This is a genomic window from Amycolatopsis samaneae (assembly GCF_039541975.1).
Taxonomy (GTDB): Bacteria; Actinomycetota; Actinomycetes; order Mycobacteriales; family Pseudonocardiaceae; genus Amycolatopsis; species Amycolatopsis samaneae.
Genome location: NZ_BAABHG010000011.1, coordinates 319,402 through 343,546, shown reverse-complemented (window position 1 = coordinate 343,546; position 24,145 = coordinate 319,402). Strand labels below are relative to the sequence as shown.

Here is a 24,145-nt window from a genome sequence, read left to right as displayed (position 1 = left end):
CCTACGCAGCGAAGAGTCAGAGTGGCTTCATCCAGAAGTGTTTTGTTTCGCGCTTTCGAGTGGTCGAAATCGGAGTCTGAATGGTGATCAGTTAACAATAGAACGTGAGCTAATTCGGTGCCACGACGCTGCGCTCGACCGCTTCGGTGGCGAAGGCGATCAGCCGTTCCGGCCGGATGCGGTCCTGACGGGAACCGCCGAGGAGCAGATCGTCCGCGACCCCGATGAGCGCGTCCCACACCCAGTGCGCGAGGGCGGGATCCTCGATCAGGGCCTGGCCGTGTGCCTCCGCCGCCTCTCGCAGCGTCTTCACGAGCGCGGTCAGAGTGTGCTGGTACACCGTCGCCGAGGTCGTGACGCCCTTGGACCGGCGCCCGCCCGCGAGCACCTTGGCCTCCCACTGTGGAGCGGACCGGCCGAGCCTGCGCCACAGCTCGACGACCTGCGGCAGGATTTCGCGGAGCACCCCCGCGACACCGATCTTCACGTCCACTTCGGACAGTGTGGCCTGGATGTCCTCGAGGCGCCGGGCCGTCAGCGCGACGAAGACGTCCTCCTTGCCGCCGAAGTACTGGTACACGGTGCCGGAGCTGACGCCGGCCCCGGCGGCGATCGCGCGCATGGTCAACGCGCTGTAGCCGGCCTCCTCGATCAGCTTCTCGGCGGAGGCCAGGATGTCGCGCCGCCTGCCCTCGGCGTCACCCCAGGCGGTCGGCGCCGGCTCGGTGGCCTCGGTCTTCCCCATGGATCCCAGCCTAGCGCACGGCTGGACGATGTTCATTTTGACTATTGGACGTTGTTCATTTTGGCGTTATGGTGGCCGCATGGACGAGATGGACTCGGCACTGGCCCGCCGCCTCGCGGACGCGGCGGGCACGGTGCTGCTGGAGCTGCGGCGCACGGTCCGTGACCGGGACGCCCTGCGCGCGGCGGGGGACCGGCGGGCGCAGGAGGTGCTCGACCGGGAGCTGCGCGCGCATCGGCCGGCGGACGCGGTGCTGTCCGAAGAGGCCCCGGACGATCCGGCCCGGCTGTCCGCCGAGCGGGTGTGGATCGTCGACCCGCTGGACGGCACCCGGGAGTTCGGCGAGCCGGACCGCACCGACTGGGCGGTGCACGTCGCCCTGTGGCGGGCCGGGAAGCTGATCGCGGGCGCGGTCGCGCTGCCCGCGCTCGGCCACACCTACGCCACCGACGGGCCCGTTCCCCCTCCGCCGGCGCGTACCGGCCGGGTGCGGATCGCGGTGAGCCGGACGCGGCCTCCCGAGGCGGCGAGCCACCTGGCGTCCACAATGGATGCCGAGCTGGTGCCGATGGGCAGCGCGGGCGCGAAGACGATGGCCGTGGTCCGCGGCGAGGCGGACCTCTACCTGCACAGCGGTGGCCAGTACGAGTGGGACTCCGCGGCGCCGGTGGCGGTGGCCATGGCCGCCGGGCTGCACGCCTCGCGGCTGGACGGCGGAGCTTTGGCCTACAACAGCCCCGATCCGTACCTGCCCGATCTGCTGGTGTGCCGCCCCGAACTGGCGGACACGGTGCTGGGACACCTGAACGGGAGGGCGGCATGACACTGGGCCATCTCGACCGGCTGGAGGCCGACAGCATCGACATCTTCCGCGAGGCGGTCGCGGAAAGCGAGCGGCCGGTGCTGCTCTACTCGATCGGCAAGGACAGCTCGGTGCTGCTGCACCTGGCGCGCAAGGCCTTCCACCCGAGCCCGCCGCCGTTCCCGCTGTTGCATGTGGACACCACGTGGAAGTTCCGCGAGATGATCGCCTTCCGGGACGAGACCGCGCGACGTCTCGGCCTCGACCTGATCGTGCACCGCAACCCGGACTGCCTCGCCCGCGGGATCAACCCGTTCGACCACGGCTCGGCCACGCACACCGACCTGTGGAAGACCCAGGGACTGCGGCAGGCACTGGACAAGCACCACTTCGACTTCGCCTTCGGTGGCGCCCGGCGGGACGAGGAGGCCTCCCGCGCCAAGGAACGGGTGTTCTCCTTCCGCACCGCCCAGCACCGGTGGGAACCAAAGAACCAGCGGCCGGAACTGTGGCGGCTGTACAACACAAGGATCGGGCCCGGCGAGAGCATCCGGGTGTTCCCGCTGTCCAACTGGACCGAACTCGACGTCTGGCGCTACATCCGGCGGGAGCGGATCCCGATCGTGCCGCTGTACTTCGCCGCGAAGCGCCCGGTCGTCGAGCGTGACGGCGCGTTGATCATGGTCGACGACGACCGGATGCCGCTCGCGGACGGGGAAAAGCCGTCGCCGCGCAGCGTCCGGTTCCGCACGCTCGGCTGCTACCCGCTGACCGGGGCGGTGGAAAGCGAGGCGGCCACCGTGGACGAGATCCTCGCCGAGATGCGGACGGCCACCACGTCCGAGCGGCAGGGACGGGTGATCGACCGCGACCAGTCCGGCTCGATGGAGCGGAAGAAGCAGGAGGGCTACTTCTGATGACCCGGACGATCGCCGAGACACGGGACGACGACGAGGTGGACCGGACCGGGCTGCTGCGGTTCATCACCTGCGGCAGCGTCGACGACGGCAAGAGCACGCTCATCGGCAGGCTGCTGTACGAGTCGCGGCTGCTCTACCGCGACCAGCTGGACGCGCTCACCGCCGACTCGAAACGGCACGGCACCCGTGGCGACGACCTGGACTTCGCGCTGCTGGTGGACGGCCTCGCCGCGGAACGGGAGCAGGGCATCACCATCGACGTCGCGTACCGGTTCTTCGCCACCGAGCGCCGCCGGTTCATCGTCGCGGACACCCCCGGCCACGAGCAGTACACCCGCAACATGGTGACCGGCGCGTCCACCGCGGACGCCGCGGTGATCCTGCTCGACGCGCGCAAGGGCCTGCTCACCCAGACCCGCAGGCACACCAACGTGGTCGCCCTGCTGGGCATCCGGCACCTCGTGCTCGCGGTGAACAAGCTCGACCTCGTCGGCTACGCCCGCGACACGTTCGACGAGATCAGCGCGGAATACCGCGCCTTCGCCGCCGGGCTCGGCATCACCGACGTCACCTGTGTCCCGGTGTCCGCGGTGGAGGGGACGAACGTGGTCGTCCGCAGCGACCGGACACCGTGGTACGACGGGCCGACACTGCTGGAATGGCTGGAGTCGGCGGAGGTGGACGACGGCGCGTCCGACGGCCCGGCCCGGCTGCTCGTGCAGTGGGTGAACCGGCCGGACGAGGGCTTCCGCGGGTTCTCCGGCCGGATGGTGCGCGGCACCCTCGGCGCGGGGGACCGCGTCCGCGTGCTGCCGGGCGGCCAGGAGTCCACTGTGGAGCGAATCGTGACCATGGACGGCGACCGCGCGCACGCCGCGGACGGGAGCTCGGTCACCGTGGTGCTGGCCGACGAGGTGGACGTCAGCCGGGGCAGTGTGCTGGCCGCGGCCGAGGCGCCCGCCGAGGTCGCGGAGGGTTTCCAGGCACATCTGGTCTGGCTGGACGAGCAGGAGATGCTGCCCGGCAGGCGGTATCTGGCGAAGTTCGGGGCCCGCACGGCCGGGTTCACCGCCGAGCACCCGAAGTACCGGATCGACGTGGACACCCAGGCACACCTGCCCGCGAAAACGGTGCGCCTCAACGAGATCTGCGTGACGCACCTGCACATCGACCGTCCGGTGGCCTACGAGCCGTACCGGATCTGCCGCGATCTCGGCTCGTTCCTCGTGCTCGATCCGCTGAGCAACCGGACGGTCGGCGCGGGCATGATCGACTCCGCCACGCGCCGGCCGGCCGAGGTCCGGTGGCAGTCGGTCACCGTGGACAAGCGCGCGCGGGCCGCGCGCAACGGGCACCGGCCCTGCGTGGTGTGGTTCACCGGGCTGTCCGGCGCCGGCAAGTCGACGATCGCGGACCTGGTGGAAAAGGCGCTGCACGCCGACGGCGCGCGCACCTTCCTGCTGGACGGCGACAACGTCCGGCACGGCCTGAACTCCGACCTCGGATTCAGCGACGCGGACCGGGTGGAGAACATCCGCCGGATCGCCGAGGTGTCCGCGCTGATGGTGGACGCGGGGCTGATCGTGCTGGTGTCGTTCATCTCGCCGTTCCGCGCCGAGCGCGCGTTCGCCCGTGGCCTGGTGGAGTCCGGTGAGTTCTGCGAGGTGTACGTCGACACCCCGCTGGAGGTGGCCGAGCGGCGCGACCCGAAGGGGCTCTACGCCAAGGCGCGGCGTGGCGAACTGGCCGACTTCACCGGCATCGACAGCCCGTACGAGCCGCCCGCGGAGTCCGAGCTGCGCCTGGACACCACGACGACGAGCGCCGGGGACGCGGCCGCGGCGGTGCTCGCCAAGCTGCGCGAAATGCGCGTGCTCGACGACCATTGAACGTTGTCCAGATTCCTGTACAGTCATCGCTAGAACGTGTTCTAGGAGGTGTCGTGGCCGAGATCGCCGAGGCCTGGACCGAGTTCTGCCGGGCACTGGAACGGTCCGGGCAGGCCGTGCTGCGGGACGCCGCGCCGGACACGCCGCTGGACCGCGCGGAGGGCTTCCGCTACCTGAGCAGGCTCACCCGCGAGATGCTCTACTCCTGCGTGGACAACGCCGATCCGGACTTTCCCCGGCTGCACGAGCTCGACCTGGTGAAGATGGGGGCCGACAACCCGGACAACGTGTACCTGTCGGCGAACATCCGCGGCGACCGCGACTACCGGATCACCGGGCGGCGCGGCACGATCGCGTACTTCAGCATCGGGTCGAAGGCCAACCGGTACGCCAAGGACGGCACCATGGCCTCCACCGGCGAACTGACCGGCGCCGACCTCGTCCCCGAGCCGGACGGGACCGTCGAGATCATCGCCAGCGCGACCCGGCAGGGCCGCAACTGGCTGCCGCTGGCCGCCGACTCCACCGGGCTGGTGGTGCGCCAGACCTACCTCGACCGGGCCGCCGAGGAACCGGGACAGTGGCGGATCGAGCGGATCGGCGGGCCGGCCGAACCGGCGGAGCTCGACCCGGGGTTCCTCGCCAAGGCGCTGGGGCGGGCCGCGCTGTCGGTGCACGGCACCGCCGAGACCTTCGCGCGGTGGACCGAGAAGTTCATGGCCCGCCTCAACGAACTACCGGACTTCGGCCAGGACTTCTTCCAGCGTGCCGGTGGCGATCCGGAGATCTTCTACCTGCACGGCTACTGGACGCTGGCGCCGGACGAGGCGTGGGTGATCGAGACCGAGGTCCCGGACTGTCCCTATTGGAACTTCCAGCTGGACAACTGGTGGATGGAGTCGCTGGACCAGCGCCGCCGGATCACGGTCAACAAGCACACCGCCGTCCCGGACGAGGACGGCGGCGTCACCATCGTGGTGGCCGGGCGCGACCCCGGCGTCGCCAACTGGATCGACACCTGCGGGCACGCCACCGGTACCGCGCTGCTGCGCTGGCTCGGCGCGAAGGAGCACCCGATCCCGCGCTGCCGAGTCGTTCCGTTGGATTCTTTGACGCGTAAGGAGAATCGATGAGCGCGCCACTGCGCGTCGACGAGTTGCTGGGCACGGCGCGGGACAAGACCGGGCTGACCGAGTTCGGCGACGACTGGTTCCTCGAACCGCTCGGAGTGCTCGTGACCGCGCTCAACGACGAGGCGCGGCTTTCGGAGATCGGGCTCGCGATGACCCGGCGGCGGCTGACCGCGCTGCTGGCCGACCGGCTCCGGCTGCGCGCGCTGCACCGCGAGCACCCGGCGATCCTCGACGTCGAACCGGTGGTGGCGGCCGAGATCTGCGGACTGCCGCGGACCGGCTCGACCCTGCTGTACCGGTTGCTGGCCGCCTCGCCGAAGCTGACTTCCACGCTGTCCTGGGAAACCTCCTACCCGCTCCCGTTCCCTGGCGAAGGGGCAGGGGCCCCCGAGCGCAAGCGCCGTGCCGAGGAACGCGCGAAGGCGTTCCTGGAGCTGTCCCCGGATTTCGGGGACATCCACACCATCGCGTGGGACGCGCCGGAAGAGGACGTGATCCTGGTCGATCGCTCGTTCGTGTCGATGAGCTTCGACTCGTTCTACTGGGTGCCCGGCTACGGCGACTGGCTGCGCGCCGCGGACCAGACCAGGGCGTACGCGGAGCTGTACCAGTGGCTCCAGGTCCTGCAGTGGCAGGATCCGGCGCGGGCGGGCCGGAAGTGGGTGCTGAAGTCGCCGCATCACCTGACCGCGGTGGACACCGTGCTGGACACCTTCGAGGGCTGCAAGATCGTGATGACGCACCGCTCCCCGGCACGCGCGGTCCCGTCCTACGCCTCGATGGTGTGCACGATGTCGGCGCAGTACAGCGAAAAAACCGACCCGGTCGCGGTCGGCCGGTACTGGAGCGACCGGTTCGCCGCCACCCTGCGCGAGTTCTCCGCGGTGCGCGCGAAGCGGCCGGAGCGGTTCGTGGACGTGCGGTTCGACGCGATGCTGACCGAGCCGGTCACCCAGGCCCGCCGGGTACTCGGCGAGCTGGGCCTGACCGCCGACGAGGCCGACGACGCCGCCTTCCTGTCCTATGTGGAGCGTGACCGCGCGGAACGGAAGGCCGCGCATTCCTACACGGCGGAGGAATTCGGGCTTTCGGCCGGGCAACTCGACCGCGACTTCGCGGCTTATCTGGAGGAGTACCTGTGATGCTCGACGGTGAGGTCGTGCTGATCACCGGGGTGGGCCCCGGCCTCGGCGCCAAACTGGCCGCGCGCGCCGCGGCGGAAGGGGCGAAGGTCGTCATGGCGGCCCGGTCCACCGAGGTGATGGAGCAGGAAACGGCGAAGATCACCGCCGCGGGCGGGGAGGCGTTCGGGCTGTCCTGCGACGTCCGCAAGCCCGAGGAGGTCAGCAGGCTGGTGGACGCGGCGGTCGAGCGGTTCGGCCCGATCACCGGGCTGGTCAACTCGGCGTTCGGGCATCCCGGTTTCGCCGCGCTGCTCGACGCCCCGGAGAAGGCGCTCCGCCGGTCGATGGACATCATCCTGTTCGGCGCGCTCAACGTGACCCGCGCGGTGGTCCCGCACATGAAGGCGGCGGGCCGGGGCTCGATCGTCAACATCGGCACGATGGCCACGCGCAAGCCGATGCTGGGCGACGGCGGGTACGCGCTGGCGAAGGCGGCGATGGGCTCGGCGACCCGCTCCCTCGCGGTGGAACTCGGCGAGCACGGCATCCGGGCCAACCAGGCGGTGCTGGGCTGGCTCGACGGGCCCGGTGTCCGCTACTTCCTGCGGATGACCGGCGAGCAGCGCGGGATTGCGGAGCAGGAGGTCTACGACGAGATCGCGGCGCGCAACCCGCTCGGCCGGATCCCGCCGGACGAGGCGTGTGCCGGTGCCGTGCTGTTCCTGCTTTCCCGCTACGCCAGCGAGATCACCGGCGCGACGCTGGATGTCAACGGCGGGGAGTACATGCCCTCATGAGCGAAGCGAGTCGATCGCATGAGTGAGAACGTTGTCGAGTCCATCACGGTCGAGATCGAGGCGCCCGCGGAGTTCGTCTGGGCGGTACTGGTCGACTATCCCCGTTACCCCGAGTGGAATCCTTACACGGTGGAGGTGAGCACCACCCTGAAGATCGGGGATCCGATCGACCTGACCCTGCCCACCATGGACGGTTCGGGGGACACCTTCGTCAACCGCGAGTACCTTCGCGTCGTCGACCCGCCGCGTCACCTGCGTTACGACACCGGCGACGAACTGCCCGGCATCTTCGCCTTCCGTGACCAGTGGGTCGAACCGCTCGGACCGGGGCGGTGCAGCTACCGCACCACGGACAGCTTCAACGGCCGGTACGCGCGGACGGTGCTGGAGCGGACCGGCGCGTGGGTCAAGGCCGGGTTCGACGACGTCGCCCGCGCGCTGAAGAAGCGTGCCGAAGAGCTCTGGGCGGCCGAGGGGAAATGAGGACCGCGGAATCGACCGTCGCGATCGTCGGCGCGGGTGCGGCCGGGGTACTGACCGCGCTCCGGCTGCTGGCCGTCGCCACGCGGACCGGGCGGCGGATCGACCCGGTCCTGGTCGACCCGGCCGGGGAGATCGGGCACGGGACGGCCTTCCGGACGCACGAGCCGGCACACCTGCTCAACACGCCCGCGGGCAAGCTCGGCGCGGACCCCGCCGATCCCGGCGGTTTCGCGCGCTGGTGCGGGGAAACCCTGGGGCGGCCGGTAGGTCCGGAGGAGTTCCTGCCGCGTCGTCTCTTCGGTGACTACCTCGGCGCGCTGCTCGACGTCACGGCCCGGCGCGGCGGCGCGCATCTGGACTACGTGCGCGAACGGGTCGTCCGGCTGACGCGGTCCGGGCCCGGCGTGACGCTGGAACTGGCGTCCGGTTCGCAGTTCACCGCGTCGGCGGCGGTGCTCGCGGTCGGGGCGGGCGCCCCGGACACCGGCTGGGCGCCGCGCGCGCTCCGGGAATCGCCCCGGTTCGTCGCCGATCCCTGGGCACGCGGCCTGACGGCACCCGGGGACGAGGACGTGCTGTTCGTCGGGACCGGGCTGACCATGACCGACCTCGCCGTCCAGCTCGACCGTCCACATCGGACAATGTACGCGGTGTCCCGCACCGGGCTGCTGCCCCGCGTGCACGCGCTGCGGCCGGGTACGCCCGCGGCGGCACCGGACCTGTCCGGTCTCGACCTCGACGAGGTGTGGCGCGCGGTGTCGGCGGGCCGGGGCTGGCGCGCGGCGGTGGACCGGCTGCGCCCGGTCGTCCCGGAGATCTGGCGCGGTCTTTCCCCGGCCGAGCAGCGCCGCTTCCTCGACGAGAAGGCGCGGTACTGGAACGTCCTGCGGCACCGGATGCCGCCCGCGGTCGCGGACAGGCTCCGGCGTATCCGGCGGGACGGCCGTCTGCGCCTGTACACCGGCGAGGTCACGGGCGCGGTGGAGGACCGTGCCGGGCTGTGTGTCGAGCTGTCCGGCGGCCGGGTGCTGCGGGCCGGCCTCGTCGTCAACTGCACCGGCCCGAACCCGGACCCGCGATCGGGCGGGCGGCTGGTGCCGGGGCTGTTCGAGGACGGGCTCGCGATGCCCGGCCCGCACGGGCTGGGCATCGACACCGCCGCCGACGGGCGCGTGCTCGCCCGCACCGGCCCGCACGCTCCTTTGTGGACACTGGGCGCGCCGAGGGTCGGCGGGCTCTGGGAGTCCACCGCCATCCCGGAGATCCGGGACCAGGCGGGAACCCTCGCCGCCGCGGTACTGGCGCACGTGGCCGTGCCGGCGGCCGTGACCGCCTGAGCGGTCCCGTGCCACGCGATTCGGCGCTACCATCGTCGGATGACCCCGGCGAGCGGTCTCGCCCTCGCGCGCGACCCGGTGCCGGTCGAGCGGACCGGCTTCGCGACCTCGGACGCCGAGGTCGCGCAGGCGCTGCTCGGCGAGTTGCGGGTGCGGTGCCGGGTGCATCGGGGCGCCACCGGCGCGTTCACGCTGCGGGTGACCCGCGAGGTGATCGGCGAGCTGTGGCTGGACCAGTGGCGTGTCGAGGGCGGGTTGTCGCTGGACGCCGATCCGTTCCGGGACTTCGTGTTCGGCTTCCTGACCGGCGGCCGATGGGGTGGGAGCACCCGGCGTGAGGAACTGCGGGGGCGCGCCGGGCTGGTCTTCACCCACTCGAACCGGGACGCGGGCGTCTACACCCTGCGTGACGCCGAGTGGTCCGGCCTGCGCCTGCCCGCCGGGACGGTGCGGCGGGTCGCGGCCGAGGAGAGCGGGCACGGGCGGGTCCAGTTCCTGGGCATGGGCCCGGTGAACACCGGCATGCGGGACTACTGGCGATCCGCCGTCGAGTTCGCGCGCGGGCAGCTGTCCGCGCCGGACGGGCCGGGGCGGGACCCGCTGGTGTACGCCGAGCTGGCGAACCTGCTCGCCACCGTCGCGCTCGGCACGTTCCCCAACACCACCATGACCGCCGAGCACCTGCCTTCGCCCGGCACGGCGGGGCCCGCCGCGCTGCGCCGGGCGATCGCCTTCATCGAGGCGCACGCCGACCAGCCGCTCACGCTGTCCGGGATCGCGGACGCCGCGCGGGTCGGCCCGAGGGCGCTGCAGCACGCGTTCCGGCGGCACCGCGCCACCACCCCGCTCCGGCACCTGCGCCGGGTGCGGCTGGACTACGCGCACCGGGACCTGCTCGCCGCCGACCCGGCGGCCGGCGACAGCGTGTCGGCGGTCGGGCGCCGGTGGGGTTTCCCGCATCCCGGCCGGTTCGCCGCTCACTACGGTCGCGTCTACGGGTGCTCACCGCATCGGACCCTGCTGCGGGACACTCCATGACGTTTTTTTCGCCGCGCGGCGAAAGAAAAGGCCGCCGATCGCCCGCGCAAGCCGGATAACGCAATTCGTACCGCCCGATCGGGCGAATTCGCCGTGATTCTCTGCTCCAACCGCGTGGCGCTCCCGCACGCTCTCCTCCTTTTTCCCGCCGGGAGGAGCACACTTCGGGCCGGATCGGCGCTCGGACCCGTGTCGCAGAACCCATGCCAGGCCCAGGAGGCTCACCATGGCCACCTCGCTGCCACCGCAGCCGGACGTTTCGTTCGAGACCGGCGACTGCGATCACGCGGGCGAGTACCTGAGCGGTGCCTACGGCAGCGAGATCCGGCTGCGCAGCAGCGGGGACGGCTACCGCTGCCGGTTCTCCAGGGCGGCCTCCGACGCGTTCGCCGTCGACGTGGTGGGACAGGACGTCCGGATGACCTACGCGGTGGAGGAGTCGCTCCCGGTGCTGGGACTGATCCGCCCGCGCGGCACGGTGCTCGGTTACCGGTGCGGCGACGTCGAGCACCGCGTCGGCTCCGGTGAAGCCATTCTCGTCTCCCGGGCCGAACACGGGCCCGGGTACCAGATCGGCTGGGGCGACGGCGACATCGAGGCCGTCACCATGGTCTTCCCGCTGCTGGACCAGGTCGCCGCGGGCGCGGGGAACCAGCGGAACACGCCGATCCGCTTCACCGACCCGCTGCCAGGAGATCCGGTCGCGGCCCGGCAGCTGGGCGCCACCCTCGACTACCTCACCGGCGCGCTCCGCGACCGGCCGCGGTCGATGAACGAGCCGCTCGTGGTCGGCGCCACCGGGCGGCTGCTGGCCGCGACGTTCCTGAGCGTCTTCCCGAACACCGCGGATTCCGATCCCACCATCGAAGAACGGCACGACGCGCATCCGCACACCCTGCGCCAGGCCGTCGCCTTCATCGACGACAACGCGCACCGGGACATCAGCGTGGCCGACATCGCCACCGCGGCCCACGTCACCATCCGCGCCGTCCAGCACGCCTTCCGCCGCCACCTCGACACCACGCCCATGCGCTACCTGCGGCGGGCCCGGCTGGAGCACGCCCACCGGGAACTCCTGGCCACCGAGCCCACCACCGGCACGGTCACCGACATCGCCGCCCGGTGGGGGTTCTTCCACCCCGGTCGTTTCGCGCGGTACTACCGCGGTGTCTACGGCCGCACGCCCCAGCAGAGCCTGCTGCGCGACGGCCGCTGAGGTTTCCCCGGGGCGAGGTCCGCCGCGCGGCAGTACGCTCGGGAACTCGGGGAGGGATGCGGTGGAGATCGTTTTCGTGCCGTACGCGGCCCGCGGTCATGTCGCGCCGATGCTCGCCGCCGCCTCCGCGCTGGTGACGCGCGGGGTCCGGGTGCGGATGGTCGTGCCCGCGCCGTTCGCCGCCCACGTCCGGGCGGCCGGGGCCGTTCCCGTCGTGCCGGACGTCGTCCACGACGTGCGCGTGCCCGCCGGGAAAGGACCCGGCGCCGTGGGGGAACGCGCCCGGCTCCGCCGGGGTCGGCGAGCGCTGGCCACGGCCACCGCGGAGACGTCGCGGCGCCTGGTCGCCGAACGCCGCCCGTCGCTCGTGGTGATCGACCCGCACACCGCCTGGCTCCGCGGCCTGCCCCTGCCCGGCGGCACCCCGGCGGCGTGGCTGTGGACCACGGCGGGCCGCACGGCGCGCGGGCATCTGCCCGTGCTCGTCAACGGCCTGCCCCAGCTGCGTGCCCGGCGGGGCCGTCGCGACCGGCGGGTCAGGTTCGTCGGCCCGCTGGTGGGCGCGATGACCACGCCGGATCCCGGTCTGCCGTGGGACCGGATCCGGGCGGGGCGCGTCGTGGTGGCGTCACCGGGCACCGTCTTCACTCCCGGGGCGGCGGAGCTGAAGCGGCTGATCGGCGCCTTCGCCGGGACCGAGTGGACCCTCGTGCTGGCGACCGGCCGCGTGCCGGTCGCGGACCTGGGCCCGCTGCCGGGGAACGTCGTCGCGCACCCGTGGATACCGCAGCTGGAGGTGCTGCGGCACGCCGAGGTCCTGGTCACCCACGGTGGGATGAACTCCGTGCTGGAGGCCATCACCTGCGGGGTGCCGATGCTGGTGCGTCCCCGGATCGGGGAACAGCGCCGCACCGCGTCCCGGATCGTCGAACTCGGGGTGGGCCGCAGGCTGCGCCGGTGGACGGACCTGCGCGCGACGGCCGAGCGCCTCGCGGACGAACACACGGTGCGGGCCCGCCTGAGCGGCTTGCGGGAACGGGCACGCGCGGTGCTGGCGGCGGGCGCCGCGGCCGAGGAACTCGTGCGGCTGGCGGAGGCCAACACGAAGTGCTGATCCCCTCACGCTGCGCGCGGAACGCGATAGGGTCGGACAGGCTTGCGACGTTGGAGGGGAATCGTGGTCACCGATCGACTGAACGCGCCGAACATACTGCCGCTGGAGCCGTGGTGCTACGACCGGGACATCGAACGGGAGCTGGTCAAACGGCTGCGTGCCGGCCTGGGTGAGCAGGAGGCACTGCTGCTGGCGGTCTCCGGTCCCGAGGGCGTCGGCAAGACGGTGTTCGCGCTGAGCACGGCGTATCGCCTCCTCGACCACTTTCCCGGTGGTGCGCTGTTCTGTGACGCACAGGGATCGGCGGCACTGGCCGAGGCGTGCCCCGCCGACGAACTGGCGCGGCAGCTGCTGGTCCAGCTCGGCATGCCCTCGGAGAGGGTCCCGGCGGTTGCCGCGGACCGGATCTCCTTACTGCGTAACAGGATCGCCGGAGCACGGGTGCTGATCGTGCTCGACGACGTCCGGCTGGCCAGTCAGGTCGAGCCGCTGCTTGGCAGCCTGGCGGGCTCCGCGGTGATCGTTACCAGCCGCCCCCGTATCCAGACGCTCGAAGGTCCTCGGCGATTCACCCACATCGGTCTGAAACGATTCGACCTCAAGACCTCGCGCGAACTGGTCACCGCGACCGTTGGTGACCTGCCGGAGGAAGTCGTCACCAAGGTCTGTGCCGCCTGCGCCGGACTTCCGCTGGCACTCGGGGCCAGCGTGCGGAGACTCAGCAACGGGGGCGACGTGGAGGGCTTCGCCGACCGGCTCACCCTCGGCGCGCTCGACGAGCTGGAGGTCGACGGTGAGTACGTGGTGAAGCGTGTGTTCGACGCGGTGTACCGCGACTTCGAGCCAGCGCTCCAGCGGGCCTACCGGCTGTTGAGCCTGCTGCCGGGGCCGCACTTCGGCGTCGCGGCTGCGGGGGCCGTCCTGGACGTGAGCAGCCGCATCACCACGAGGGTGCTCGCCGAGTTGGTGCGGGCGAACGTGCTGGAGGACCTCGGCGCGGGGCGCTACCGGTTTCACCTGCTGGTCCGGGAACACGCCGAGGGGAAAGTCCGGGACGACGAGGGAGAGGCCGCGATCCGTCGCGCCGACCGATGGTACGCACGCCGCGCCGTCGCACTGGACAAATCCTTCCTGCCCCGGCCCTTCCCACACGGCACCGGCGACGTCTACGAGATCGTCGGCGAGGCGTTCCCCGAAGCGGGCGGTGCGCGCCGGGCGGCGGCGGAATTCGGCGTGGAATGGCCGAATCTGCTCGCGGCGGCCCGCCGGTCCGCCGAACTCGGCGAGGAGATCTTGGCGCTGACCTTCCCTGCGGCGATGTGTTCCTTCGCCTACCAGTCCGCGCGGTGCGCCGGGGTGATCGACGCCTATCGACGGGCGGAGGGATTCGCGAACACTCCGGCGGCGCGTTGGCAGGTCTACCGCGATCTGGCTCAGCTGCACGAAAAACTGGAGGAGTACGACCAGGTCGAGCACTACGCGCGGCAGGCGGCCGAGGCAGGACACCCGGAAGGAACCGAGAGTGCCTATGCCTGGCATGGGTTTTCCGAGGAAGGGCGGGGCCGGTACCCGCAGGCACTGGACCTGTTCGACAAGGCTCGCGCCGCTGTTCCTCTGATGAGTAGTCCCGCACGGCAGGTTCGGGCGTTAGCGCTGCTGGACATGCACGTCGGCCGCACGAAGCTCAAGATGGGGCTCCACGATGAAGCGCTGCCGGGGCTGCGGCGGGCTCGGGCGTTCTTCGCGGCGAGCGAGAAGGACGAGCAGAACGCCGCGTTGTGCGACGAGCTGCTGGGGGTCATCGCTTCCGCGCAGGGCACCAAGGCCGAAGCCCGGACGCTCTGGAGCGCCGCCCTGGAAGTGTTCCTCGCCTTCGCGATGCGGAAGGAGGCGAGCCGGGTGCTCGGCAAGCTCGCCGCTCTCGCCGAAGCCGAAGGACGGCAAGAGGAAGCCGGAGAACTCCGGGCCAGGGTTGAAAAGCTGGCGGAAGAACCGGAGTCCGATTAGGACACTTCGATGGCGACCCGATGTGTCGTGCCACCGAGTTCGACCGACAGGGCAGACGGCAGGGCCGACCACGAAAGCCCCTCCGCGCGCCAGGCATACAGGATCGAGGCCAGCGCCTCCGGCGGCGCGCCCGGTGCGGTCAAGGTGATGGCCGGACCCTCGCGGACGAGCACCTGGCTGCTCTTCTCGCGGAGGACCGCGGTGAGTACGCAGGCCGGGTGCCGGGCGAGAATGGTTTCGTGCCATCCGCGGACGTTGTGTCCGGCGTCGGCCGCCAGTGCGGTGATGATCGCGGCATTGTCCACAAGGGACCGGACGGGATAGTCCGCTGAACAGCTGAGGTGCGTTTCCTGGTCGTCAAGGCCCGCGCGCTGGACCTCCGCGGGACGGCGGATCAGCCGGACGAGGGTTCCTTCGACGCTTCCCTCGACCAGGTCGGCGAACGGCGGCGTCCCGGCGGGATCGGGGCGGTACGGGGGCACGACCTCGACCGCGACCTCCGCGGCGGGTTCGTCCAGCCTGAGCAGGCGGTAGAACAGTGCGCGCAGCGTCGCGAGCGACCGCCCTGGCAGTGCGGACACCAGATCCCGCACGGCCGTGAAGTGGTCCGGCCGGTGCGCGTCGATCGCGGCGGCGAGGTGCGGTGCGTACGGTCCTCGTGCGGGAAGCCGGGGTGCCGCCGAGCCGAGCATCGTGATCGGGGTTCCGGGCGGGACGTCGTCGAACGCGCCCAGCACGGTCGGTCTGCCGAGGGCGGCCGCGTAGCCGGTGACCGAGCCGTGGTCGCCGACGATGACGTCCGCGGCGAGCAGCCCGGCGCGCCAGCCGTCGAACTCCGGCAGGAACAGCACTCCGGCGCGCTGGCAGTCGGCGTGCCATCGGGTGAGCTGTCCGGGGCCGTGGCCGTGCCAGGTGTTCGGGTGCGGGGCGATGGCGAGTTGCCAGGCGTCCCGGGGTAGTTCGGCGGCGAGTTCTCTCAGGAGTGCGGGGCGGGTGCCGAGCAGTCCGGTGTCCGACCAGGTCGAGGACAGCAGGACCAGCCGCCGGTCGCGGGTGCCGAGCGCTGATCGGTAGCGCTCGCGGAAGGGAACGCTCGCCAGGAGCCGGTCATAGCAGGGGTCGCCGCCGATGGTCGCGCTGGGAAGGGCGGCGGGTGCCGCGTCGGCGAGTTGGCGGAGCTGGCTGGGGTGAGAGAGAACCAGGGCCGCCGCGACCGGTTTTCCGTTGCGCAGGGTCCATTCGGGGCCGATACCGAAGTGGCTCCTGGCTCCTGGCTCCTGGCTCCTGGCTCCTGGCTCCTGGCTCCTGGCTCCTGGCTCCTGGCTCCTGGGCGAGTACTTAGTGTATCCGATTCCGTGGGAAAGAATTGCTTGGGGGTGGGAGAGTTTGCCGAGTTTTCCGTGGTGGCTGGCGGTGATGACGAGGTCGAATGTGGTTGTTTTCGCCTGGCGCCAGGGAATGACGATGATGCCGGTGTTTTCGAGTGCGGTGGTGATTCCGTGCTGGAAGGGGTCGCCGGTGGTCAGGGTGAAGACGAGTTGGACGCGGGTGTCGTTCTCGAACGCCGGGATGATGTCGAGGAGCCGGGTCAGGGTGGTCACGTTGTGTGCGACCAGCAGGACGGTGCGGGCGGGCGTGATGCTCGTCCACCGGCGGGCGTCGCGGCCCACGGGCACCTCGGCGTGTGGCTCCCTGCTCACTCTGTGTATGTCCCTCTGTGCTCGTCCGGTTGTTCTCCGACCGTAGCCGATCCGGGTCGCGGGTGGTGTGCCGGTGGCCCGTGTCGGGTGGCCGGGAAGAGCGGCGGGAATCACAGTGGCTTCGCGGTGAATGCGCGGCCGGTATTTCGCGGGAAATGCGCCGGGTGGTTCAGTCGTTAATGGTCATCGGGCCGGAGATGGTGCCGGATTCCACGGTGATCCGATGTGGACGGTCCGGGGTGAGCGACCACCAGTGGAGGCCCGAGCAGACCAGTGAGATCGGGAGCTCGCCGAGGACGGTCGGCTCGCGGCCGTCGCGGAGGACGGCGGCCCGGCGGCCGTCGATGGTCTCGGCCACGGCCATTCGCGCGCCGCGGAAGGCATTCAGCAGTCGCCGTGCTCTCGTGCGTGCCTGGTCGAAGGTGGGGTGTGGGACGCCGCTGAAGATCGCCGAGGCGTTTTCGAGTGCCTCGATGTCGTCGGAGTACTCGTTCACGACGAGGTGTCCGTCTTCGGGCCGCTCCTCGACGGGGTTTCGGGGCGGCTCGGCGACACGGTGCAGCCGCAGGGTCGCGTGCCCACCGGATTCGTGTGCCCCGGTGAGCACGACGCGGAAGGCGGCTGGTTCCCGGAGCGTGACGTCGGGTGCCGGAAGGGCGTCATTCCCGGTGGGATAGGGGGAAACGGGCAGGTCCATGATCTCGTAGGCGCGGGCGAGAATGGCCGCGAGCGCGTCGTGGGCGGCGAACGAGGAGGCCGCGAGAGCGACGTCCCGTGCGCCGCGCGCCAGCGCCGCGGTGATCTGCGGTTCGAGCGGCTCGCCGGTGCGCAGGTGTGGCAGGGCCCGGCGGAGCCGGTCCATCATCGAGCCCGGCACGACCTCGTCGCCGCCGTCGGCCGCGAAGAGTACCGGCCTGCCCGCGGCGGCGCCGTACACGGTGAGCGAGCCGTGATCGGAGATCACCAGATCGGCGGCGACGAGCGCGCTGCGCCACTCGCCGTGCGCGGGGATCAGCCGCAGTCCGCCGTCGGTCGCCGTCCGGGTCAGGGCCCGTACCTCCAGTTCGAGGTGCCGGGCCCAGACGTTGGGGTGCATGGTCATCGCGACGGCGAACTCGTCGACAGGCAGCGCGTACACGAGGTCGTGTGGCAACCGTGGGTTGCGGCCGAACAGTGAATGCTCGCCCCAGGTCGAGCAGAGCAGCACGAGCTTGCGTTCGCCGACCGCCAGTGCGTCGCGGAAACGCTCACGCAGCGGAAGGTTGCGGACGATCCGGTGGTGGGCGGGGTCCCCGGCGACGAGCGCCCGTGCGGGCAGCCGCGGGTCGATGGCGCGCAGCGTCGCGAGGTCCCGCTCGTGCGCTACGACGACGCAGGCGGGGACGATCCCGCCGTCGTGGACGAGTGCGGTCCGAAGCAGCCCGGAGATTTCGTTGGCGTTGTCCTTGGTGCGACGGTTGAACCCGGCGCCGTGCGCCATGAGTACGACGGGTGTCTTGACGCGGTGCAGCTCTGTCTTGTCGCTCGCGGCCAGTGCGAGGTCGAATCGCTCTTCGATCGCCTCGGCCCAGGGCAGCCGGTGAGCGCCGAGTTCGGTCAGCCGTGCGGGCAGCCCGCCGGAGAAGTCGGAGCTGCTGTCCTCGGAACCGTCGTCAGTGGGACCGTCGTCGACGGTGAACACCACTGCGAGACGCGGGTCGGCGGCGAGTGGCCGGACGAGGTCCCACAACCGGTTCTCGGCGGCCGGATTGCGAAGGACGACCAGCACCCGGCGGTCGTGCCGGACCGTGTCCCAGATATCCGGGTTCCGGGTTCCGGGTTCCGGGTTCCGGGTTCCGGGTTCCGGGTTCCGGGTTCCGGGTTCCGGGTTCCGGGTTCCGGGTTCCGGGTTCCGGGTTCCGGGTTCCGGGTTCATGTTCGCTTACCATGCGGCATTGCCCAGGTCAATTCCTCGATCGGTAGAGCATGCAGCTCGGGGACGGACGCCGGGCCACGGTAGCAATCGATGATCCGGAATGCCCGTGTCCGCGGTCGGCGTCCAGTACCGTGTCGGTCACAGGGAGCCAGCGCGGAGGGAGCGGCGGAATGCACAACGCACTGTCCGGATCGGCTGGGCAGGTGGTGCAGGCGCGCGACATCGGCTCGGTGACCTTCGCGGAGGCCGCGATTCCCACGGTGGTCCCGGCGCTGGTGCCCGCGGCCCCGGCCACCTTCGTCGATCGTGATCTCCAGTTGGAGAAGGTGCTTTCGGAGGCGCGGTCGGCGAGCACCGAGCGCGGACGGCCACCGGTGATCGTGCTGCGCGGTATGCCCGGTGTGGGGAAGACGGCGTTGCTGCGCAGGGCCGCCGCGAAGCTGGGCACGCGGTTCCCGGACGGGACGTTGCACGCGGCGTTCGGGGCCGAAGGTACTTCGCCCGCCGAGGCGCTGGGACGGCTGCTGTTCGCGCTGGGCGTCCCGGAAAAGCTGGTGCCGGCGGATTTCGCACGGCGGCAGGATCTGTACCGCTCGCTGACCGCGAGCAAGGGACTGGTCGCCGTGTTCGACGACGTGACGAGTGCTGCCCAGGTGGAGGCGCTCCGACCGAACTCGGGCGCGAGTGTGGTCCTGGTAGCGGCGAACAGCGCGCTCGACGAACTGTACGCGGACGGTGCCGTCGACGTCCGATTGGATCCGTTGCCACCGGAGCACGGCGTCGAGTTGCTGGGAAGGATCTGCCCGGATGGCCGGATCTCGGCGGAGGGTGCCGCGGCCGCCGAGCTGGTCGAGTTGTGCGACGGACTGCCACTGGCGTTGCAGGTCGTCGGGGCCCGGCTGGCCAGTCGTCCACAAAGGACGGTCCAGTGGCTGGTCGACGAACTCGCGGAGACCAACGCCGACACGGTCAACGAAAAGCTGGCGCGTGTCGTCGACACGGTGTACACCGACCTGCCGGACGAGGCGCGGACGGTCTATCGGGTGCTGGGCGTACTGGTCGGGCCGCACTGCAGCGCGGAACTGGTCGCGGCGATGATCGGCAGGCCGGTCGCCCGCGTGCGCAAGGACCTTGAGCAGCTCTACGCGTGCGCGCTGATCGACGAGAAGGCGGACGGTACGTACACCATGCACCGGATGGTGCGTACCCACGCGCTGGGCAGGGCGGAAGCCGAGGACAGCGAAGCGGACCGGACCGGGTGGCTCTCTCGCGCGGTGGACTGGTGGCTGTTCGGTGCCACGGCGGCCGACGTCGCGATCACCGGCCGGCAGCGGCTGCGCATTGCCGACCCGGCGAGGCTGCTGTCCGCGGACGCGAAGACCCCCGGTGCGCTCGCCGGGCTGGCGTGGTTCGAGCGGGAGCTGAGCAACATCCTCGCCGTGCTGGACGCGGCGGCGGCCCGTGGCTGGCACGAACGGGTTTGGCAGCTGTTCGAAGCCAGCTTCGCCTACTTCGACGCGCGGCGTCCGCTCGCCAGCTGGTACCGCGCGGCGAACGTGGCCGTCGAATCCGCGGGGATCGCCGGCAACGTGGCGGCCGAGGCGCGCTGCCGGTGCCTCCGCGCAAAGGCTTTGCAAGAGCTGGAACGTTATCCCCAGGCGGCGGCCGATCTGGATCGGGCAAGGGAACTCGCGTCCGGCGACGAGTGGCTGCTCGCGTCCACTTACGACTTCACCGGCAACCTGGCGTTGCGGGAAGGGCGGTTCGACGACGCGCTCGGGTGGTTCCGGCGGGCGCTGGAGATCAACATCGCGCTCGAACACGGCCGGGGCACCGCGATGCAGACGTTGTTCGTCGGCCGGGCGCTGGCCGGGCTGGGCCGGAACGAGGAAGCACGCGAGACGCTGGAGCGAGCGCGTGCGCTCGCGGTCGCGGCGGAAGCGGAAAGTGTCGCGGCGAAGGCACTGCTCGCCACGGCGGCGGTGTGCTTGGCGCAAGGCGAGTTCGATCAGGCGGATCTCGTGCTCGAACGGGCGGCGTCCAGCGCGAAGGACGTCGGACAGAGCGCCATCGAGGCCGAGGCGGCGACGCTGCGCGCGTCGGCGGCGCGAAAGCGCGGGCGCGCCGAGGAAGCCGACCGGCACGCGCGCTTCGCCGCCGAAGTCTACGAGCGTATGGGAAGTCCGCGGGCCGGGCAGGTGCTCGCCTGGCTCGGGGTCTGACCGCCGCCGCGGTCCGTCAGCTGCTGCGGTCGACCACTTCGTCGTAGGTCCTGAGGTCTTCGGCCCCGCGGTCGCGGCGGTGGAGCCACTCGACGCGTGCGGCTCCTCGCTCGCGGTCGGCGGCCGCTTCGGCGTCCATGATGCCCCGCAGTTCCTCGGCGGGCTTGTCCGGGTAAAGCTGCCGTAGGCGGGCGAAATAACGCTCCCACAGCTTGTGGTGGGCGTCCCGCAGTTCCCGGTGGTCCTCCTTGTCGTTGTGGCAGTACTCGATCATCGTCTGCTGCAGTTGCCGCCGGGAGAGCTTGAGGTCGTCGACCTCGGTCCGCAACTCCTCGTTCTCCCTGGCGAGCGGATCGTCCTCGGGCTCGTCTCGCAGGAAGGTCACGCGCGGGGTGGGTGCCTCGGTGTCGATGCCCAGGTCGCTGCCGGTGCGGATCATGTCCACGGTGACCTTCGGCCGGCCCGCCCATGAGGGGAGCCGCACCTCGTCGGGCCAGGACGGCACCGCGCCGAGGGCGTCGGGTCCCGCCGCCTGCCGGTACAGGCCCGCCGCGACGGCCATGATCGGCGCGAGCCGTTCCGGGGGGATCTGGACGCGGAGCGCGTCGGCGATCCGTTCCCACGAGGGCCGCCGCAGTGCGCATTTGCCGAGGGTTTTGCCCAGCATGTTCTGGAGCCGCTCCGGTGTGCGCCCGTATGCCCAATGGCCGGGGTCGGTGGCGTGGGCCTCGACCAGCCGCCGGAACATCGTGGCGAGGCACCCGTCCTCGTCGACGAGGACGACGACCAGGAACAGGATCAGGACCCGGTCGGCGAGGCCCAGTTTGCTCTGGTTGGTGAAGTCGTCGGTCGAATTGAGCGATTTCAGGACCGCTTGACCTCGGCGTCGTCGGCGGGGCCGCCACGCGCTGGTATCGGCTGGCACGGGTGTGGCTTTCCTCTTCCTCGGTGTGCCGTGACGGCACACTCCCTCCAAATGCGGAATGGCTCCCTCGGTGGCTCCGCGCGGATTCCCGCCACCCGTCCGTGCAAGGGTTTTCGCGTTTGCCTGCACGGTGAGCGACTCTTGGTGGGGCCGGATGTCGGACTGAACCGTCTGGGTTCCACTGGAGAGTCACCGTACCCGTTGACCGGCTACTTGCTGTCATCGACAACGTTGACCGTCGCCGGAGATCGCTCAGCGGTCATCGGGACGCGGCGAACGAGCACCTGACTCCGGTCGACGGCAGTGAATCTGCCATCCGGTCGAGTGTTGGAACGGCCGATCGGTGGCAATCGAGGCCGGTGGGATCGACGTGGTGTGTGCGTGGAAGCCGGTGGTGACACCCAGAGTGACAGGGCCACGAGGTAGGTCCGAGCGTGGGGACGGTCTTCTCCCGTCGAACTCCGGAATCACAAGACCGCGCCAGTGAACAGTTCTGACCGGTGTGATTTCCGGGTCGCCTTGAGACGGTCAACCGGTACGGACATACGGTTTCCGGCGCTCCCGGACACCTACCGGACGGGCCGTTGTCGGATACCTTTCGGTGGGGCGCAGGTCCACCGGCGAATGCGCCGGGGTGTCGGCCGGTGAGGGAAGAAAATGCGGAAGGTAATCCGGGTTACCGTCCGCCGTGCCGGAAATACCCGCCGGACAAATCCGGACGAGGAAAGCGGGCGGGTAGCTTGTGGAAACCGGCGCCGATGGCTTTAGATCGAAGAGCGAGTTCAGGATTTCGTCATCCGGAATCGATGGAACGTGCCCGTCGAGGGGAGGCGGCGTCCGGGCACACGTCCGTTCGCGGCAGACCGCGTGTTGCGCCGCTCCCCACCAATGATTCGCGAGAGAGAAGTGATTTTCATGTACCGCTTTGTGCCGCGATGGCCACCGCGCACACGGCGACTTCGGCGCGTGTGTCGTGCGGCGATCGCCACCTGCCGGATGCTGGCCCGCCTTGGCTGTGGCTCCAGCAGCGCCAACGCCGAAACGGGTCAGCCCGCGTGAGGGACGATCTCGCCGCTCGCAAGGCACTGCGCGCACCTGCCTCCGGTACGCAGGGGCCGCCGGGTTCGCGGGACGACCCGGCCGATCCGCCGACCGTGCGGAACCTCCGGATCGACGCGCTGATGGCGGCCTCGCCCAGGCCGCCCGCGCCGCTCACGGAGGTGCGTACCCAGCGAGACTTCATGGTGCACCTCCGGCATCTCGTGCAGGTCCGGTGTCCGCTCTCGATGCGCGAGATCAACCGGGCCTCCGAGAAGGCCCACCCGTCCCGCCCCATCGCGCGCAGCACCCTCGGGGACCTGCTCGCCCGTGACACCGTGCCCGCCGACGAACAGCGGATGCGCACCCTGCTGACCATCGTGCTGCGCCACCTGCCCGAGGGCGAGGGCCGGCTCCTTCGCCGCGCGGTCGAGGAATGGCTGTACCACTGGCGGCGGGTGCGGCAGCCCCCGGCCGGTGCGCCGACACTCGCCGCCGCGCCACCCCGGCACCCGCCCCGCTCGCCGGTCGAGCGCGTCCTGCGGGCGCTGCGGGCCGCGGAGCGCGAGGCACACGGCACGCCCGAGGCAGCCGGGCTCGCCAGGGCGTGTCGCATCGTCGCGGACCTGGCCGAATAGCCAACACCACCACTCATCGAGGATCCCCATGCACTCCGTTTCCCCTGCCGGGCCCGCGCCGTCGGTGCCCCCGGCCGTCGTCCCGCGGCTCACCCTGGCCCGGACCGCCCTGCTGACCGTCGTCCTCGGCTTCGTCGGCTGGATGACCGCGTGCCATGTTCCGGTGCTGACCTCGCTCGGCGTCGCGGCCGGCAGTCTCAGCCTGGTGACCACCGTGACGCCCGCGGCCGCGGGACTCCGGCGGCTCGCCGGCGTGCTCCGCGCGCTCGGTGCCTAGCCGTCGGCAGGCGGCGGGAATTTCGGTGTGGGGCATGACATCCATAATGGCTGTTGCATATTTGTAACAGAAGTCGTCAAAGGGTGAAATTCGCGCCGGCCTGGTGTGCGGTGCCCGAACCGCCCTGTTCCGGACGCGGCACGCGAGTGCGGCCGTCGAGGGGAAAGGGTCTTTCCCTGGCGGGAAAGGGCGTATTCTGGAAACCGTCGTGGCCGGGACGAAGTCATCGTGGGAACCGGTTCCCGGCGCGGGCGGGCGGCTCATCCGAGGAGGCGGCGTGAAGGAACATTGGAAGGACGAGCCGGACGAGCACGACTACCCGGCGGCGCGCGACTACCTCACCCTCGTCACCGGCGAGGCCGCGGCGGACCGTCTCGTCGGCGCGCTCACGGCGGGGGAACTGACGCACCGCAAGGCGAAGGACATTCTGCGCGCCAGCGGGTTGGCCCTGTTGCCCGTCGACAATGTCCACGTCGCGAAGGACCTCGAAAAGGTCAAGAAGGGCCGAGCGCTGTCGCCCGTCCTGCTGGTACGCGGGCACACCCACGAGGATCTGCGTGCCGCCGCCGATCTGGTGATCGCCGACGGCTACCACCGGGTGTGCGCCTCCCATCACCTGGACGAGAACGCGGACATCCCCTGCAAGCTCGTCTGACCGGCCGCTGCCCCGCCTCCGGCGGCACAACCCGTTGTGCGGGACCGGGTCCGTCGTTCCCGTGCACGCAGCAAGGGCGGCGTTCCCGGCCGTGATCACACGGTCGGGTGGGAAGACTTGGTGGGCCCGTCGCGCCTGTGCCAGTGTGAATCCGCGGAGTTGATCACCTC

20 protein-coding genes are annotated in these 24,145 nt (G+C 70.9%); 16 read left to right on the top strand and 4 right to left on the bottom strand.

Annotation, left to right across the window (positions count from 1 at the left end; genetic code table 11):
- Positions 1-109: 109 nt before the first annotated feature.
- On the bottom strand, positions 110-745 hold the full coding sequence (locus ABD987_RS28900) for a TetR/AcrR family transcriptional regulator (RefSeq protein ID WP_345400700.1): 636 nt from the start codon (positions 743-745) through the stop codon (positions 110-112).
- Between the two features lie 79 nt (positions 746-824).
- On the opposite strand from ABD987_RS28900, the gene ABD987_RS28895 reads away from it, so the two are divergent.
- The 12 genes from ABD987_RS28895 to ABD987_RS28840 all read left to right on the top strand — a co-directional run bounded on the left by ABD987_RS28895 (position 825) and on the right by ABD987_RS28840 (position 14,605).
- The gene (locus tag ABD987_RS28895) at positions 825-1,568 is read left to right on the top strand and encodes a 3'(2'),5'-bisphosphate nucleotidase CysQ (protein ID WP_345400697.1); all 744 of its coding nucleotides are present in this window, start codon (positions 825-827) and stop codon (positions 1,566-1,568) included.
- Positions 1,565-2,464 (top strand): sulfate adenylyltransferase subunit CysD, encoded by a 900-nt coding sequence (gene cysD / locus ABD987_RS28890; protein WP_345400694.1) that lies wholly within the window; start codon positions 1,565-1,567, stop codon positions 2,462-2,464. The genes ABD987_RS28895 and cysD overlap by 4 nt, the downstream gene beginning before the upstream one ends.
- Positions 2,464-4,356: a sulfate adenylyltransferase subunit CysN gene (gene cysN, locus ABD987_RS28885; protein WP_345400691.1), complete on the top strand. Its 1,893-nt coding sequence runs from the start codon at positions 2,464-2,466 to the stop codon at positions 4,354-4,356. The genes cysD and cysN overlap by 1 nt, the downstream gene beginning before the upstream one ends.
- A 53-nt stretch (positions 4,357-4,409) precedes the next feature.
- Complete coding sequence (locus ABD987_RS28880; RefSeq protein WP_345400688.1) at positions 4,410-5,489, top strand: DUF1214 domain-containing protein; 1,080 nt, start codon at positions 4,410-4,412, stop codon at positions 5,487-5,489.
- Positions 5,486-6,631 (top strand): sulfotransferase family protein, encoded by a 1,146-nt coding sequence (locus tag ABD987_RS28875; protein ID WP_345400685.1) that lies wholly within the window; start codon positions 5,486-5,488, stop codon positions 6,629-6,631. The genes ABD987_RS28880 and ABD987_RS28875 overlap by 4 nt, the downstream gene beginning before the upstream one ends.
- Positions 6,631-7,410, top strand: coding sequence for an SDR family oxidoreductase (locus ABD987_RS28870; RefSeq protein WP_345400682.1), 780 nt, complete (start codon positions 6,631-6,633; stop codon positions 7,408-7,410). The genes ABD987_RS28875 and ABD987_RS28870 overlap by 1 nt, the downstream gene beginning before the upstream one ends.
- An 18-nt stretch (positions 7,411-7,428) precedes the next feature.
- Complete coding sequence (locus tag ABD987_RS28865; RefSeq protein ID WP_345400679.1) at positions 7,429-7,893, top strand: SRPBCC family protein; 465 nt, start codon at positions 7,429-7,431, stop codon at positions 7,891-7,893.
- The gene (locus ABD987_RS28860; protein WP_345400676.1) at positions 7,890-9,230 is read left to right on the top strand and encodes an FAD/NAD(P)-binding protein; all 1,341 of its coding nucleotides are present in this window, start codon (positions 7,890-7,892) and stop codon (positions 9,228-9,230) included. The genes ABD987_RS28865 and ABD987_RS28860 overlap by 4 nt, the downstream gene beginning before the upstream one ends.
- A gap of 39 nt (positions 9,231-9,269) precedes the next feature.
- Positions 9,270-10,268 carry a helix-turn-helix transcriptional regulator gene (locus tag ABD987_RS28855; protein WP_345400673.1) on the top strand — a complete coding sequence of 333 codons (999 nt, stop codon included), beginning with the start codon at positions 9,270-9,272 and terminating at the stop codon, positions 10,266-10,268.
- 226 nt (positions 10,269-10,494) lie between these two features.
- A complete protein-coding gene (locus ABD987_RS28850; RefSeq protein ID WP_345400666.1) occupies positions 10,495-11,484 on the top strand; it encodes a helix-turn-helix transcriptional regulator in 990 nt (329 codons plus the stop codon).
- Between the two features lie 61 nt (positions 11,485-11,545).
- Positions 11,546-12,598 (top strand): glycosyltransferase, encoded by a 1,053-nt coding sequence (locus tag ABD987_RS28845; protein WP_345400663.1) that lies wholly within the window; start codon positions 11,546-11,548, stop codon positions 12,596-12,598.
- Between the two features lie 63 nt (positions 12,599-12,661).
- On the top strand, positions 12,662-14,605 hold the full coding sequence (locus tag ABD987_RS28840; RefSeq protein WP_345400660.1) for a hypothetical protein: 1,944 nt from the start codon (positions 12,662-12,664) through the stop codon (positions 14,603-14,605).
- Here ABD987_RS28840 and ABD987_RS28835 read toward each other — a convergent pair.
- Positions 14,602-16,305, bottom strand: a complete 1,704-nt coding sequence (locus ABD987_RS28835; RefSeq protein WP_345400657.1) for a hypothetical protein — start codon at positions 16,303-16,305, stop codon at positions 14,602-14,604. The genes ABD987_RS28840 and ABD987_RS28835 overlap by 4 nt on opposite strands.
- Positions 16,306-16,474: 169 nt before the next feature.
- Positions 16,475-18,073 carry a hypothetical protein gene (locus ABD987_RS28830; protein WP_345400654.1) on the bottom strand — a complete coding sequence of 533 codons (1,599 nt, stop codon included), beginning with the start codon at positions 18,071-18,073 and terminating at the stop codon, positions 16,475-16,477.
- Between the two features lie 317 nt (positions 18,074-18,390).
- Here ABD987_RS28830 and ABD987_RS28825 point away from each other — a divergent pair, with 317 nt between their 5' ends.
- Entirely contained in the window at positions 18,391-20,442 is a 2,052-nt protein-coding gene (locus ABD987_RS28825) for a tetratricopeptide repeat protein (RefSeq protein WP_345400651.1), read from the top strand.
- A gap of 16 nt (positions 20,443-20,458) precedes the next feature.
- Here the strand turns inward: ABD987_RS28825 and ABD987_RS28820 are convergent, their stop codons facing one another.
- Positions 20,459-21,367: a hypothetical protein gene (locus tag ABD987_RS28820; protein ID WP_345400648.1), complete on the bottom strand. Its 909-nt coding sequence runs from the start codon at positions 21,365-21,367 to the stop codon at positions 20,459-20,461.
- A gap of 1,055 nt (positions 21,368-22,422) precedes the next feature.
- On the opposite strand from ABD987_RS28820, the gene ABD987_RS28815 reads away from it, so the two are divergent.
- The 3 genes from ABD987_RS28815 to ABD987_RS28805 all read left to right on the top strand — a co-directional run bounded on the left by ABD987_RS28815 (position 22,423) and on the right by ABD987_RS28805 (position 23,975).
- Entirely contained in the window at positions 22,423-23,043 is a 621-nt protein-coding gene (locus tag ABD987_RS28815; protein ID WP_345400645.1) for a hypothetical protein, read from the top strand.
- Positions 23,044-23,071: 28 nt separating this feature from the next.
- A complete protein-coding gene (locus ABD987_RS28810; RefSeq protein WP_345400642.1) occupies positions 23,072-23,320 on the top strand; it encodes a hypothetical protein in 249 nt (82 codons plus the stop codon).
- Positions 23,321-23,597: 277 nt separating this feature from the next.
- Positions 23,598-23,975, top strand: a complete 378-nt coding sequence (locus ABD987_RS28805; protein ID WP_345400639.1) for a hypothetical protein — start codon at positions 23,598-23,600, stop codon at positions 23,973-23,975.
- Positions 23,976-24,145 lie beyond the last annotated feature (170 nt).